The organism is Anaeropeptidivorans aminofermentans (genome assembly GCF_940670685.1).
GTDB lineage: Bacteria > Bacillota > Clostridia > Lachnospirales > UBA5962 > Anaeropeptidivorans > Anaeropeptidivorans aminofermentans.
The window spans coordinates 1,490,014-1,504,548 of sequence record NZ_OW711693.1 but is presented as its reverse complement, the minus strand read 5'-3'; the positions used below and the strand labels follow the sequence as shown (position 1 = coordinate 1,504,548).

The 14,535-nt window shown below is 36.6% G+C and carries 9 protein-coding genes; all 9 read right to left on the bottom strand.

The features are described 5' to 3' along the window. Positions 1–35: 35 nt before the first annotated feature. The 9 genes from NBX03_RS06165 to NBX03_RS06125 all read right to left on the bottom strand — a co-directional run bounded on the left by NBX03_RS06165 (position 36) and on the right by NBX03_RS06125 (position 14,285). Positions 36–797 carry an ABC transporter permease gene (locus tag NBX03_RS06165; protein WP_250229878.1) on the bottom strand — a complete coding sequence of 254 codons (762 nt, stop codon included), beginning with the start codon at positions 795–797 and terminating at the stop codon, positions 36–38. Between the two features lie 21 nt (positions 798–818). Continuing rightward, positions 819–1,964, bottom strand: coding sequence for an ABC transporter substrate-binding protein (locus NBX03_RS06160; RefSeq protein WP_250229877.1), 1,146 nt, complete (start codon positions 1,962–1,964; stop codon positions 819–821). Between the two features lie 601 nt (positions 1,965–2,565). After that, positions 2,566–3,342 carry an ABC transporter ATP-binding protein gene (locus NBX03_RS06155; protein ID WP_250229876.1) on the bottom strand — a complete coding sequence of 259 codons (777 nt, stop codon included), beginning with the start codon at positions 3,340–3,342 and terminating at the stop codon, positions 2,566–2,568. A 910-nt stretch (positions 3,343–4,252) separates the two neighbouring features. Next, positions 4,253–5,083, bottom strand: a complete 831-nt coding sequence (locus NBX03_RS06150; RefSeq protein ID WP_250229875.1) for a stalk domain-containing protein — start codon at positions 5,081–5,083, stop codon at positions 4,253–4,255. A 1,030-nt stretch (positions 5,084–6,113) separates the two neighbouring features. Further along, positions 6,114–9,035: an insulinase family protein gene (locus NBX03_RS06145; protein ID WP_250229874.1), complete on the bottom strand. Its 2,922-nt coding sequence runs from the start codon at positions 9,033–9,035 to the stop codon at positions 6,114–6,116. A gap of 372 nt (positions 9,036–9,407) precedes the next feature. Then, complete coding sequence (locus NBX03_RS06140; protein WP_250229873.1) at positions 9,408–9,722, bottom strand: thioredoxin family protein; 315 nt, start codon at positions 9,720–9,722, stop codon at positions 9,408–9,410. Between the two features lie 2 nt (positions 9,723–9,724). Continuing rightward, the gene (locus NBX03_RS06135; protein WP_250229872.1) at positions 9,725–10,672 is read right to left on the bottom strand and encodes a trigger factor; all 948 of its coding nucleotides are present in this window, start codon (positions 10,670–10,672) and stop codon (positions 9,725–9,727) included. Positions 10,673–10,797: 125 nt separating this feature from the next. Next, positions 10,798–12,543, bottom strand: coding sequence for an ABC transporter ATP-binding protein (locus tag NBX03_RS06130; RefSeq protein WP_250229871.1), 1,746 nt, complete (start codon positions 12,541–12,543; stop codon positions 10,798–10,800). Continuing rightward, positions 12,540–14,285: an ABC transporter ATP-binding protein gene (locus tag NBX03_RS06125; RefSeq protein ID WP_250229870.1), complete on the bottom strand. Its 1,746-nt coding sequence runs from the start codon at positions 14,283–14,285 to the stop codon at positions 12,540–12,542. The genes NBX03_RS06130 and NBX03_RS06125 overlap by 4 nt, the downstream gene beginning before the upstream one ends. Between the last annotated feature and the right edge of the window lie 250 nt (positions 14,286–14,535).

The window sequence follows — 14,535 nt, the reverse complement described above, 5'->3', positions numbered from 1 at the left end:
TAAACATCTCACCTTTTAATATATAGAAAGGTTTTTTATCCAATAGTCCACTTAAGCATGTACTTTTTCAGCTTTTCAAAAAGCTGCATTACAATAACTAATATAATTACCATGAAGATAAAGCCTACCCATGTATGGTCGTACAGACCAAATTCCGAATATTTTTTCACGAAGAAGCCCATACCGTACTGGGTGCCGTACATCTCCACATATACCAGCATTAAAAATGTACCCCGAAGGGAACTAACAAAGCCTGATAAAATAGAGGGGCTTGCCGCTGGAAGAATAACCTTCGTCATCATTTTAATTCCGCTAAGCTCTAAAGTTGCGGCTTTATCCAGATAACGCTTATCAATCGTCATTATACCGGTTATGGTAGCAAAAAGCGTCGTCCAAACAGTTCCATAAACAATTAGAAATACCGATGCTATCACAAAATTCGGCGCAAGAAGCAGCACAAATGGGGACAGCAGTATAGACGGCACCACACTGAAGGAATAGATTATAGGGTAAAGCGCATCTCTTAGCCATTCTACCAATCCCAGAATTGTACCAAGAGTTAAAGCAATGGCTAAAGATATAAGAATAGACGGAATCATCAGCTTAAAAGATGATACCATATTAATCAGCATAACCCCTTTGTTTCCTGAAAAGGCCTTCATAATATCCTCTACATTTGGGAATAAATAAGGGTTTGCCTGTCCGCTCTCTGTCAAATATATATACAGCAGCACCAGTGCTACGTATATGCAAAGAGTAAGCCAATACTTCTTAAAAAATATTTTCAAGTTTTGCATAATATCTCCTTGTATTACCGATTAGGAGTTATTCTCCTCGTAGAATGCCAGCAGGTCTTTGTAAAATTCAGGATCTTCATCGCCATGTTCTGCTATTACTTCATCTAAAGCCGCCTTATAAAGCTCTGTATTAATATGATCACGAATATCTATATTTTTGGCTTTTTCACTAAGAAACCCTGTCTTATCCAGAATATCCCATGCACGGATAACGGGATTTTTAAGGGGGTCTGGGTTTACTACATAATTATCATTAAGCATATAAGCGGCAACATACTCTTCAGAGGTTCCAATGTTTTCTGCCTGAAGGGTAATAGCCTCCTCTTTGTTCGCTTCATAGTATTGCTGAGCGCGAATTAAGGCCTTCATTAAGTGCTTAACAGTAATGGGATTTTCCTCTATAAACGATGTTTGTGTAACAAGGCGGCAGCAGGAATAGTTTGGCATTACATCGCCCTGATAAGCAACAATATCTACTTCATCCATGTTTTTTACGGCATAGTTCTGGCCCGTACCTTGAAGAGCATAGTCAACCTCATCCCGAACTACAGCAGCCAAAGCATCATTGTAATTGGTATAGACAACCCATTCCACGGCTGAAAGGGGGTCCTCATATCCTAAATCCATAACGGCACCGGTAAAGGCAAAATAGGAAGGATTGCAGGCAAACTTCTTGCCTATTAAATCTTCAACGCCGTTCCACTTAGTCCCTTTTTTTGCAACAACAGGCATACTGCCGTCTACCATGTGGCCTCCGAATACAGTTAAATCGACACCGGAAGCAATCTGCTGCAAGGGATTGCTGGTGCCGGAATTAGAAACAACATCTGTCTTTCCTGTAGCCAGAAGAGCCATAGCATCGGCATTGGCTGTTGCGCTAACAAATTCAATTGTTAATCCTTCTTCTTCAAAATAGCCCTTCTCTTCTGCAATTGTAACCAGTACGTTTCCGCTTGTGCCATAGTTCCATCTGATTACGCTGGTTTCAGGTACTTCTTTCTCTGCTTCGGCTGATTTTGGTGCCTCATCCGCTGGCTTTGGAGTCTCGCTGCCGGCAGAGGCTGCCGGTTTTTCAGCCGGGGAAGCATTTCCGCTGTTTCCGCCGCAGCTTGTTAAGCTGAGTATGGCGGTTAATGCCAAAGTCAATAAAACAATTCTTTTTTTCATTTGTATTCTCCTTTTAATATATATTAGAGCACGTCTTTAAACCTATAACTTATTTTTATTCTTGGGCAATAAAATTTCATATAGAAAAATTTAAGGTTACCCTCACTTAAAAATAATTTACAGGCTTGTTTTTAAATTAGGCAGTATCTAAAAATAGTCAAACTGCTAAGAATATAAATAAACTAAAGTTTATTTATTATTTTACAGCAGAAATACATTTTTCAGCTTTAAAGCTGAAAAAGTATTGTTTGCAAGAAAACGTGAATTTGAATGGAACCGGAAAGAAGTCCGGTCACGCGCAGCGTGATTTTTGCGAAGCAAAAATTCTGAGAAGAAAAACACAGAAATAGCAGCGCTATTTCGAATGTTTTCCATGAAAAAGTCACGCTTTTACGGCAAAACAGACTAGGTCTCGGACTTTTCAGACATGCCCTAGCTTGCAATGTATTTCAAAACGGATAAAGTAACATTTTTATAGAACAAATATAAAATTTTAAAACAGAAAAGATTTGCCTTTTGACCTTTTCTGCTTAAAACTTTATTTTTATATATATAAATGAATAACTTAGACGTTTCAAAAAACACGAAAGCCATAATGCCTTTAAGAAATACGGGCAGCCACGTCCTTATTGATTTGTAAAATCAGGTTGTTGCGAAGTGCCAGAATCTCCGGATTATCAAACTGATTTTCCCGGGTAGGGCGCTTGTCCTCAGGAATAGAGCATTCGTAGATTATGCTGCTTGGGGATTGCCCCAAAACAACTATTCGGTTCGCTAATAACAGGGCCTCATCTACATCATGAGTTACAAAAAACACAGTCTTTTTGGGATTCTCCTGAGACCACAGCTTCAATACCAAATCCTGGAGCTTGGCACGGGTAACTGCGTCTAATGCCCCAAAGGGCTCATCCATCAACAGAATCGGCGGGTCAATGCTAAAAGCCTGAGCAATGGCACATCGCTGTTTCATGCCGCCGGAAAGTGCCTTAGGCAGCTTACGGTATACAGACTCGTCAAGGCCCACTGCATTTAATGTATCAAGAGCTAATTGTTTCAGCTTCTTTTTGTCCTGCTGTGGAAACCGCTGTTTTAAAGCCAGCATAATATTTTCTCCTGCCGTCATCCAAGGAAACAACCCATAGTCCTGAAAAACCATGCCTTTATCAAGGCTTGCACCGCTTACAGGCTTATCTCCCAAAAGAATTGTCCCTGTTGTTGAAGTCTCCAAACCGGACAAAAGGCGTAAGAACGTACTCTTTCCGCAGCCGGATTGACCCAGTAAAGCCACAAATTCCCCTGCTGCCACATTCATATTAATATCTTTCAATATCAATCTGTTGTCATTTTTATAGGCAAAAGAAAGGTCTTTAATTTTCAAATCATGTATTGCCCTCATCTCCTTTATACATGGTATTTCAAATACTTAAAAATATCAGAATTTCTGCATCAGAGCCTCTAATAGGGAATATCTGCCCTTCCGAGTGATATTTTAGCTGCACAATGGTCTCGATGAAGGAATAATCTCTGTATTAGCCTGATTATATCTCACCTCCTTAGATGTTAATGCCATAAGTATTATTTTTGCAGAAAACAGACTGGTAAACCAGCTCCCTAGAAAAGCTAATTGCCGTATAACAGAGAAAATGACAGAGCAGTATACGTCTAAACTGATAGTAAGCATCTGGAAGAGATGTATTTTTATGCAGCTGCAAGTCTTACAGCGTTTAAAAACAGCCATACTTATGTGCTATCACATTAGATTGACTGTTTGTCCTATATTTCCCCATATTGTTCCATTTTCTTGTTTTTTTTGCTAGGTAAATCATATACCATAAAAAGTTTTAGCGCCAATAGTAATTTTAAATAGTTAAATTTATGCATATTGTCATTTTTTATAGAACTGATTCACAGGCTTATTGTGCTTTGTTATGAGCATCATATGATGTATATTCTATACTGCGTCTCTTATGAAAAATTAGAATAATTAAGTATTAATCACCTTTTTAAATAAATGAATTAATATTCAGAATTTTAAGATATGCTGCAAAAAAGCTCAGATTAACCTAATTCAAGGTTGCTCTGAGCTTTTAAATTGCAGAAACAGGATTTGAACCTGCCGTCTTTTAGTTATAAGTTGTATCAATATTTTCTTAGATAGTATTAAATTATTAATAAATGGCTTATTTATTTGATTTTCATTATCCTTTAAATTAATAATTTATACTGCTTTCTGCCTAGCATTGCAGTGGTTGCTAGTTGTTTAAATATATTAATAATTAATATCCATTCTACCAATTTCCAGTAACAGTATATTCATCTTTTCTGTAATCATATTTTAAAGTAACCTCTTCGCCGTTGTCGTTTAAAAACTTTACTGTAGTCTCCCACCATTCCAAATCGTCTTTCTGCCCAACTGTCTGGGTGGAAGGCGGGTTTAAAGCATTAAATTCTTCTCGAAAAACATCAGAAACAAAGTTAGGCTTTACATACTGATAAATTGATAGGGTTCTTGCCTTTCTACTAGCCATATCAAACACTTTATGAGAAATGCTTATTATTGTGTACTTTGTCCTGTTTGCAAAATAATGCTCAAATGCTACTTTATTCTTCTCCGGCGGATAAACATAACCTGGAACAGCGCTATCGTCAGAGTTGTAAAGAACATATAACTCATATTCAACACTTCCTATTCTAAACGGAAGCTTTTGTTCCTTTTTCTCTTCTTTAGCTTCTTCAGGCTTTACCTCTTCTTTATTATCTTCTTTAGCTTCTTCAGGCTTCGCCTCTTCTTTATTATCTTCTTGAACCGCCTTTTCATTATTGCCGTCAGCTGCAGGTTCAGAGCTTTCAAGAGACCTATCTTTAATATAAATTGTTCTGGTAGAATCCTCCCATATAACTTCTTTAGTTAACACTTCAGCAACTGCTCTTAAAGGAATATATGTAGTATCGTTATATAAAATTATATCCTGAGCAAAGGTCCGGTCATTTACTATAAGCTGTACTCTGCTAAAGATAGCTTGAATAGCATGGTTGGATTCAGCATATGCTACAGTGCTGGTACCCGCTAAAGAAGTTACTAAAATGCCAGTAAAAATCTTTTTAAGGTTGAATTTCATAATAATCATCCTTTCTTAGTGAGCTAAATTGTCAAATCAAGGGTGACAAGAAAAAAGCTTAATAATAAGAAAGCTTGATAAGACATTTTCCGGTCTAATATAATAAAAAAGCTATTAAGTATTTTATAAGCTGAAATTCAAAAAAATAAACGTTTACGGAAATCTATACTTAATAAAATATTTCCTTATTCAAGGTTACCTATTTAATTAATTTCGGCAATAAGTGATAGAAAGATACAAAGTTAGTAATCAGCTGTCTTTTTACTAAAAATAGAATAGCCTACGTTCATCTATTGCCTGATTGGCATCTTAAGTAGCCTCATTTGCTTAAAGATATCTATATTTTCTATTCTATATGTGTTAAAATATTATTAGCTCATAGTTGCCTTCTTGTGTAAATTTGGTCGTCAAACTATTCTATACAATTTTTGGCAGCTTTGAGCATTTATTATCTTTAAAGCACTTGCACAAGTAAAGCCCTCCTCTTTAAATACTTTTTGTCAATCAACAGAAAAAACAGCAAAAACAATAATGCCTTGTTTTTAATTTCATACCCCCTTTTATATTATTCATAGCTGCATATGCCGATAAAAAGCTTTTAATATTCAATTATTCCTCCTTTCTTTAGCGGTATATCTTCTTTGGCTCCTCTGACCGGCTATATATAACTATTATTATAGGTATAGAACTAAAATTTAAAAGAAGCCTGGATTATTGAACATCACAGATAAACTTAAGAAAAGTAGATGCCCTAAAAGGAAATATGATAAAATACTTGATACTATACAATTATCTGCTTGTGCTTAAATTTATTTGCTATATCCTTCTCTTCTTTTATTGCGCAATAATATCTTGTAAATAAAAGATTTATAATAAAAATAAATTGCATTGCTTTTCAAAACTGATTCATTATTATAATTTTAGATAAAACAGATAAAAGAGTACGACGAAAAAGACCATTTCTTTGGTATCCTTATATTTAATTTTACAAGTATATCTTGATGCCGTACTCTTTTTTAAAGATATGCTTTTATGAGAAAACGTTCCTTACTTCCTTAAATAAAAATTTATCAGATTCTATTTTTTCTTCATTTCCGATTGTACATATATTAAATTGGTTCAAAACTGCATTAATAAGAAAAGCAAGTTCCTCAAGAGTTTCTTTTTTCGTCGTTAATATCTCGTCTCTTTCTCTTTGAATGCTTTCATCATTTATGCCAGACATATAGCATTTGAAAGAATAATTTCCCTTTTCATAAGGGTTCATGGGCATATCAAGCTCCTTAATCGCACCTATAATATAAGAAATAAGCTCCTTATCGTCTAAAGCTATGTTTGTTAGAAATTTAGGAATATCTTTATAGATATCGTAGGTTTGAAAAAGATTAGGGTCTCTGTAGGAAACTATATAGGTGTTTCCATTTCTATCAAAATTAATCATACAACCATATGCCCCGCCCTTTTGTCTCACATTAGGCCATAAATAATCGTAGCTTAAAAGAACTTTTAAAACTTTAAGAGAACCTGTATATAAGAATTCATTTCTATAATTTCCGCTTTGGGCTACATATTGTACAGAAGAGGATATTTTAAGGCCTTCATTTTTCTTGCATGGAATAAATTCAAATTCTTCCTGCTTTATATTATCCGTATAAAGCTTTAATTTAAGCTTTTTAATTCTTTCTGTGATTCCTTCAAAGCCTTCCTTATCAGACGTATAGCTCACAGTAAGCTTATCTGCCCTGAATATATGCTTCATAAGTTCACTTAAACATTGGGAAATATGATCTTTTCTTTTTTCAAAATTTTTCTCTAAATCTTCAATGAACTGATAAAAAGAAATTCCGCTTATACTTTCTTCATAATATGACAATGCCGAATTATAAGAAAGGCTTCTCAATACCGCTGCCATATGCCCGGAGCCATATATCCATGCAGACATTTGGGATTTTATATCTGAAATTATTTCATAAAGTCTTTCGGTATTTTCCATTTTTGATGTGCTTATTATTTCTTTGATTATTTCAAATGTAAAATCTATGTTTTCATACATAGTCTTTGCATTTATTTCAAAAGCAGCCTTAAATCCATCATTTTCTCTTATATCAGCATAAAAGCTTATATAAGACCAGATACCGCCGGTATTCATGTTTATGGTATTTGAAAGCTTCCGGTAACTATAGCCTTGTGTATCTACTCCTCCCAGAACCTGCCTTAATATTCCTAAATAAGGCCTAAGCTCTGAAGGTACATCTTTAACATCAAAGGAAAGCTTTAAATAAGCAATTCCGTTTGTAAAAATATCGTGATGTATAATCGTTGTTTCATCCGAATTATAAATATCGTTATAAAGAGGTTTTGATTCAGTTTCTATATCCTCTATAGAAAGCTTGGGTATTTTATCCAGTTCTTCTCTTGAAGAAGACTTTGCCTGATATTCCTTAAGTTGTTGGGTTTCTTCTATTAATCTTGTTATTTCTTCATCAGACAAGCTTCTTTTATATAAATCAAGCCTTTTAGCAAGCGCTTTTTCTTTTTCTTCCATAAGACCTTTTTTAGGAACCGCCATGACAAATGAGCTGTGGAGCGATGAAAGGATATATTTATCTATAAGATTTTCAAAATATCCTTTCTCCGCCTTTTTTCTTAAACTGGCAAATATAGAATCAAAATTAAGACTTTCAAATAGGCCGTCATCACCGTAAAGCCAGCTTTCATACATTTTTATTCCATAAACAAGGCCCTTGGGCATTTTGCCGAAATCAGCCTCTTTATATTTGAATTCATATAAATTTATGGCAGCATTAATGCTATCCTTATCAAGACCGTTTTGAACTATCCGGGCTAATACAGTACGGATAGTCTCAAGAAAGCTTTCCTTGCTTTCTTGATTGCTGCTGCCGCATATAATGCTGAATACAGGTTGTTTTAAAGATGAATTATAAGACCCTCTTACTGTTTTCGATATTTTTTCATCAAGAATCGCCTGTTTAAGCTCTGCCCCTGGTGCACCCAAAAGAACATAGTTCAATATATTAAATGCAATGGAAAGTTCACCGCTCACAGTATCTCCAACCACCGTATTATAAGAAAGATATGTGTTATCCGCTTCTCTTTCATCATCTCCTATAGGATAATAAATAAGAGAGTCTTTCATTTCATTAAAGGGCGGCTGGCTTTTGATTTCTGAATCTACATCTATCTTTTCATATTTGCTTAAATAATGCTGGTCAAGCCACGTAAGCCTTTCTGCCGCATCCATATTGCCGTACAAATATATATAACTGTTTGAAGGGCTGTAATATTTTTTGTAGAAATCAATAAGCTCCTCATAGCTTAAGTCTGGAATATATTCCGGGTCTCCTCCCGAAATAACGGAATAAGGAGCGCAGGAAAAAAGTGAAGTAATTATTTCATTATTAAGGATGGTTTCCGAAGAGGAGAATGCTCCTTTCATTTCGTTATAAACTACACCGCTGATAGATAACGCTGAATCTTTGGAATCCATCTCATAATGCCAACCCTCCTGAAGAAATATTTCCTTCCTCTTAAGGATATTGGGATTAAATACAGCATCTGAATATACGCTCATTAAATTTTTAAAATCCGTATCGTTGCAGCTTGCAACCGGATATATGGTTTTATCAGAAAATGTCATAGCATTAAGAAATGTATTCATTGAGCCTTTGATTAACTCAACAAAGGTATTCTTAGAGGGATATTTTCCAGAGCCGCAAAGCACGGCATGCTCCAGAATATGGGGTATTCCCCTGCTGTTTTCAGGGGGTGTTCTGAATCCGGCGCAAAACACCTTATTATCGTCGTCGCAGGATATTACGGCTGCCCTTGCCCCTGTCTTTACATGCTCCATCAAATAGGCTTCCGCGCCGAGCTCCTTAATTGTCTGGCGGTACTTAACCCTGTACGCGGCTAATTTATTTAAATCTTTCATGATACACCTCGTTATTATGGTTTAACAATTTCGAATTTATTTTCTTTTCAGCCTGTTATGCAAAGCTGAAAATGATATAAGCGTCTCTTGCCGGCAAACTGCCTTTAAGCTTATTAACTATATTATTAAATTAAGCATTAATGCTTATTCCAAATAGACTCTTGTTTTTTAATAAGAATCTATTATATAAATAAGCTGATAATTGATTCTTTAAGTACATTAAGGCTGTTTATAGTCTTGTATAGTAAAATAATTTAATTGCAGTCACAAAAGCCGTATATTTTGAATGGCTTAATATAAAAGCTTTTATTATATTTAAGCGTTTATAAAAAATAGGCTTTTGTTGCTGCCTTGAAGCTATTTTGCTATAAATTAATAGATATATCCTCCTATTTTTTCCTTAACTTCATCTTCGGACAGGGCGCCTACATGCCTTTCAAGCATTTCTCCGTCGTTCATGAAGAAAACCGTAGGAACACCGAACACTTTGTTTTTCTTTCCAAGCTCAGGATACTTTGTCGTGTTTACCTTAACGATGTTCACGAAAGGAAGCTCAAACTCTATTTCGTCCAAAACCTTGGAAAAGGTCTTGCAGGGGACGCAGGTTTCCGAAAAAAAGTCGACGATAACAAAGCCTTCCTTAATCATATCCTCGTAGTTTTCTGCTGTTGCTAATTGAATTGCCATAATTATACCTCCTGATATCTTTCCCTATAGTAATTTATTATTTGCCTTCTATAGTAAATTATATATTCATTTGCCTCATAAAGCTCCCATGACTGGGCCTTTCTTGCTACTTCAGGGTCCAATTTATACATGGTATAATATCCTTTAAGGAACTCCTCATACTCTTCTTTTGATGGCTCATAGCCATCTTCCTTAGCCTTTTTGAGACCCATTACAAGTACATAAATCTGATTTTTTCCCATATTATGAACCATATTCAAAAACTCTTCATAGCTTTTAACGGGGATTCTGCCGTTAAAATCTTCTTCCGTCATTTTTTCAAGAATCAAGCCTTCATTTTTCGCCAGGGCACTTGCTTTTTGAATTTCCAAATCACATAAATATTGAATATCTTCTTCATATATTTCATATTGGCTTTGTGGAACTACCTGCTTTAAAACATGCTCTACAAGATAATAAGCCTTTGTATTTATGGCACTGTCTATATTCTTCTGATGAAGCTCTTGAAGATGTTTTTCCAGAGCTTTTACTGTGGATACACTTTCAATTTCTTCTTTTTCAACCATTTCGTCTGTAAGTATCTCGGGAAGCTCTCGCCTTTCTATTTTCAGTATCTCGATATTCACATCGTCGCCGTCGACGGAAATCGTCAAGATCTCTCCTTTTTTCATACCGTTAAGCTTGCCGGCAACTTCCTTTTTAAAAATCCCAAGGCTTGAATTAACGCTTATCTCTTTATTGTATTTTGGGTTGTCGCTTCTTAAAGAGCATAGAACTATATCGCCTTTAATGACGGCATCAACTTCGTATGTTACCGCATTCTTTTTCTTTATACGAAGCAATTCCTTTTCTATAAAGCCTTTCTCTGCTTCATATGTAAAATCTACCTCCGATACATCAGCCTTACGAAAATCAAATTCCTTTAATACCTTTGACTTTAACTCTTTCATTTAAACATCTCCTGTGATTTATAATAATAATGTTAAAACCGCTTTTAAATTTCCCAAGAGGGAGGCTTATGCAGCCATTAGTGCAGCTATTGGCATGCCCCATGGCTGCATAGCATGTGTGATATCTATCGTATTTCCTGGAGAGCGATAAATTTTTGAAAGCTTGAACTTGCCGCAAGGGTCTCCTCGTAGCTGCCCTCGGCTTCAATAGCGCCGTCATTTATGACTATAATATGGTCGGCATCTTTAACCAGCGCCATATCATGGCTTATCATAATGGTTGTGCGGTTATCCATAAGGTTTTTCAAAGCACCAAGTACGTCCTGGCGGCATATGATGTCAAGGCTGCTGGTGGCTTCATCTAAAAGAAGGTAGTCCGGGTCCTTCATAATGATTCTGGCAATAGCTAACCTCTGCTTTTCACCGCCGGATACTTTGGCGTTAAAGGGGCTTACATAGGTATCAAAGCCGTCCTCAAGCTCCATGATAAAATCATAGGCGTTGGCCATCTTTGCCGCCCTTATGACTTCTTCTTCCGAATAATCACGATTTGTTCCGTAGGCTATGTTTTCTCTTATGGTTCCCGGTATCAAATGGCTGTTCTGAGAAACATACCCTATGGCCGCTCTCCGGTCTTCAAGCTTTATATCTGAAATATTGTTTTCACCGAAGCTTATTTTACCCTGCTGGGGCTTATAGAATCTTTCAAGAAGCTTGAATACGGTTGTTTTTCCGCTTCCGTTAGCGCCTAAGATAACGGTTTTCTTATTTTTAGGGATTGTAAAGTTGGTGCCGTGGAGAATAATGTTTTCATTATCGTAGGAGAATACGGTATCTTTAAATTGAATATCCGCATCGGGTATATTCATGGAAAGCTTTCCGTCGTCAACCTCATTTTCAAGCTCCATAAGGGCAACGATTTTAGCCGTACCGCCTTGCGAACCTTTGATACTCTGCCATTGGGTCACTATTTCAAAAAACGAAGGAAGCAGTATCATAGAGTAAGAATAAAATTCCACAAGACCCCCTACTTCCATCTGGCCGCTTCTCACAAAAGACGCGCCCCCTACAAAAACAACAATCATTATGGCATACTGGGCAATATAGCCAATGGGAATCTGCAATGCGGAAAGGGTTGCTTTTAAGAAATCCGCCTTGTATTTTTCCTGGCTGGCCTTTATCCCCGTTTCATACTCCTCGTTTTCCATATTAGTTGACTTGATATAGTAAATATTGGATACTCTTTCCCCAAAATAATTGGTAAGAGCCGAAAGCGCATTTTGAACCACAAAGTTCATTTTATACTGGAACTTTCCTATGATAACAATGAGAATCAAGGATACCGGGCCTACAAATAAAATATACTTTGCCAGTTCAGGGTATATTTTATTCATTTCCAAATAGGCAATTACCAGGCCGTAAATAGACGCTACAAAGCTCATGACGCTGCTTGGGGCGGATAACGCCAGCGTAACGTCGGAGGTAATACGGGAAATAAAGCTCTGGGAATCTTCCTTATCAAATTCCGCCATAGGAATACTTAAAAGCTTGCCCCATACCTTCCTTCTGATGTTTCTTTCCGTAATAAGGCGTAAAAAGCCTTGGAAAAGGTTATATATAAGCCCTACCAGAGACGCCATTACCGTCCAGAAAATAAAGCCCTTTAAAAACCCCTCATTTCCTATCTCTGCTTTATATATGGCGGAGGTATAAGGGACAAGAAGAAGATTTACTTGTGTTATTGCAAAACTTGTAAATAAGCTAATTATAAGAAGATGCCAGGGCATGTTAATTTTTGTATAGAATGTAAGGAAGGCTTTCCATGAAAAAGCGTCCTTATGGGTCTTAGCAGAATTCTTTATTTTTTTCATGCTGATATTTCCCCTCCCATCATACGTCTGTAAAAGCTGTTTTCGAAAAGCAGTTCTTCATGGGTCCCTTCTGAAATGCTTCCGTCCTGATTAAATACTATGATGTGGTCGGCATCAAGAATTGCATGCTCGTCATGGGCAACAACAATAGCGGTGCGGTTCATCATAAGATTGTTTAACCCCTTCATAACCTCCGAGGTAGCCACAGCGTCAAGATTAGACGTAGGCTCGTCAAGAATAAGGATAGATGGTTTTGACAACAATGCCCTTGCAATGGTAATCCGCTGCCTTTGGCCGCCTGAAAGCTTAGAACCGAACTGGCCTACCTGCGTATCATATCCGTCCGGCTGCTTTATGATAAAATCATGGGCGTTGGCGGCTTCCGCTGCCTGCTTAAGCTCCATATCCGAAACCTCTCTTTTAACACCGTAAAGAATATTTTCTTTTATCGTGCCCGACATCATGGGGATATCCTGAGAAACGTATGCTATTTTGCTTCTCCAGTCATTTATTTTAAAATCCTGTATATCGAGGCCGCTTAATGTTATTTTGCCTTCACAGGGAGGATAAAACCGCTCTATAAGCTTTAGCGCCGTCGTTTTTCCTCTGCCGCTTGGCCCAACGATGGCCGTCGTTTTATTAAAAGGTATTGTAAAAGATACATTCCTTAATATTTTGTTTTCTTCATATCCAAAGGTAACATTATCAAAAACAATATCGCCTTTTTCTATAACCTCATTTTTATAGGGCTGGAAGCCTTCCTCCGGCTCCTCAAGAACCTTCGATATTCTGAAAACGGCTCCTTGCGTTGCTTTAATGTTTTCCCATACCCCTTCATAACTGCTTAAGCTATTTAGAAGGGTATTGGCAAACTGGTAAAAAGCATACCATGTTGCGGCATCAAGAATACCATTATTAATGGAGCGTATTCCTATAAGTATTAAAGGAATTGTTTTGCCAAGCTGTACAATAGTATTTATGGGCCTTTTTAAAAGACCTAAATATAAATTAGAACGCTCCGCCTTATATAAATTATCTATGGCGTGATTGCCTCTCTGGCTTTCATAGCCTGCCTTATTAAAGGATTTTATAATAGGAACCGTAGTAATAAGCTCGCTTAAAAAGCGGGTAAGGTTCGATATTTCATCACGGATTTTTATCTGTATCTTTAGCGTAATACGGCCGAGAACTATTCCAAGTATAATGATTACCGGTATCAGCGCTAAGAGAAGGTATACCAGAGAGCTGTCGTATTCCGATATCTTCTTTAAGGTAATATAGAAGGTATAAAATCGAAGAAGCTCTGCTAACACGATGTCCACAATGAAGGTTCTGAGCCTTTCCGTATCCAGCGTAATACGGCTTATCATTCCGGCAGCCGGGACCTTATCAAAAAAGCTCACGGGAAGATTTAAAGTCTTTTTCCATATAACGTTTCTGAAGTTACGGTCTATCCTGGCATCGACGATACCTTCTACAAATCCGCTTATCTGACCGAGGGTAGAAGTAAGAATCTGTGATACTATAACGATGGTAACCATTTGTACGCTTACATTTCCTGCAAAAAGCTCTCCTGTTTTGCTTGGAACAAGTAAATAAATCTGTGAATTAAAAATGCGGATAATGCAGTATACAATAATGGTCATTATCGGCAGCTTTGCCCTTAGGCACATTCGGAAAAAAGATTTCCAGATTCCTTTGTTCGGATTTTCCCTTGACTTGGTTTCCTTTGCCCTAGTCATAATTACCCCCTAAAATAAATGATATAAGCAAAAATTATAAAACTTTGGAAATTTACAGTATTTTCCACCACATGTACTGAAATAACTATAAATTTACCGTGATGCATAGGTACTTTTGCATCAAAAAAATATGATGTTAAATAAATGGTGTTATAGTATTAACCATAACTTAACCTTTATTTAACATCATATTATATAATTTTATACCCTACAATAAAGTTTGACTCGTTTAGCCTTTTCGTTGTCTATT

Excerpts from the sequence above, each read along its gene's own strand:
- NBX03_RS06130 (WP_250229871.1), bottom strand. The coding sequence starts at position 12,543 with ATGAAAAAAATAAAGAATTCTGCTAAGACCCATAAGGACGCTTTTTCA.
- NBX03_RS06150 (WP_250229875.1), bottom strand. The coding sequence starts at position 5,083 with ATGAAATTCAACCTTAAAAAGATTTTTACTGGCATTTTAGTAACTTCT.
- NBX03_RS06160 (WP_250229877.1), bottom strand. The coding sequence starts at position 1,964 with ATGAAAAAAAGAATTGTTTTATTGACTTTGGCATTAACCGCCATACTC.
- NBX03_RS06135 (WP_250229872.1), bottom strand. The coding sequence starts at position 10,672 with ATGAAAGAGTTAAAGTCAAAGGTATTAAAGGAATTTGATTTTCGTAAG.
- NBX03_RS06125 (WP_250229870.1), bottom strand. The coding sequence starts at position 14,285 with ATGACTAGGGCAAAGGAAACCAAGTCAAGGGAAAATCCGAACAAAGGA.
- NBX03_RS06165 (WP_250229878.1), bottom strand. The coding sequence starts at position 797 with ATGCAAAACTTGAAAATATTTTTTAAGAAGTATTGGCTTACTCTTTGC.
- NBX03_RS06145 (WP_250229874.1), bottom strand. The coding sequence starts at position 9,035 with ATGAAAGATTTAAATAAATTAGCCGCGTACAGGGTTAAGTACCGCCAG.
- NBX03_RS06140 (WP_250229873.1), bottom strand. The coding sequence starts at position 9,722 with ATGGCAATTCAATTAGCAACAGCAGAAAACTACGAGGATATGATTAAG.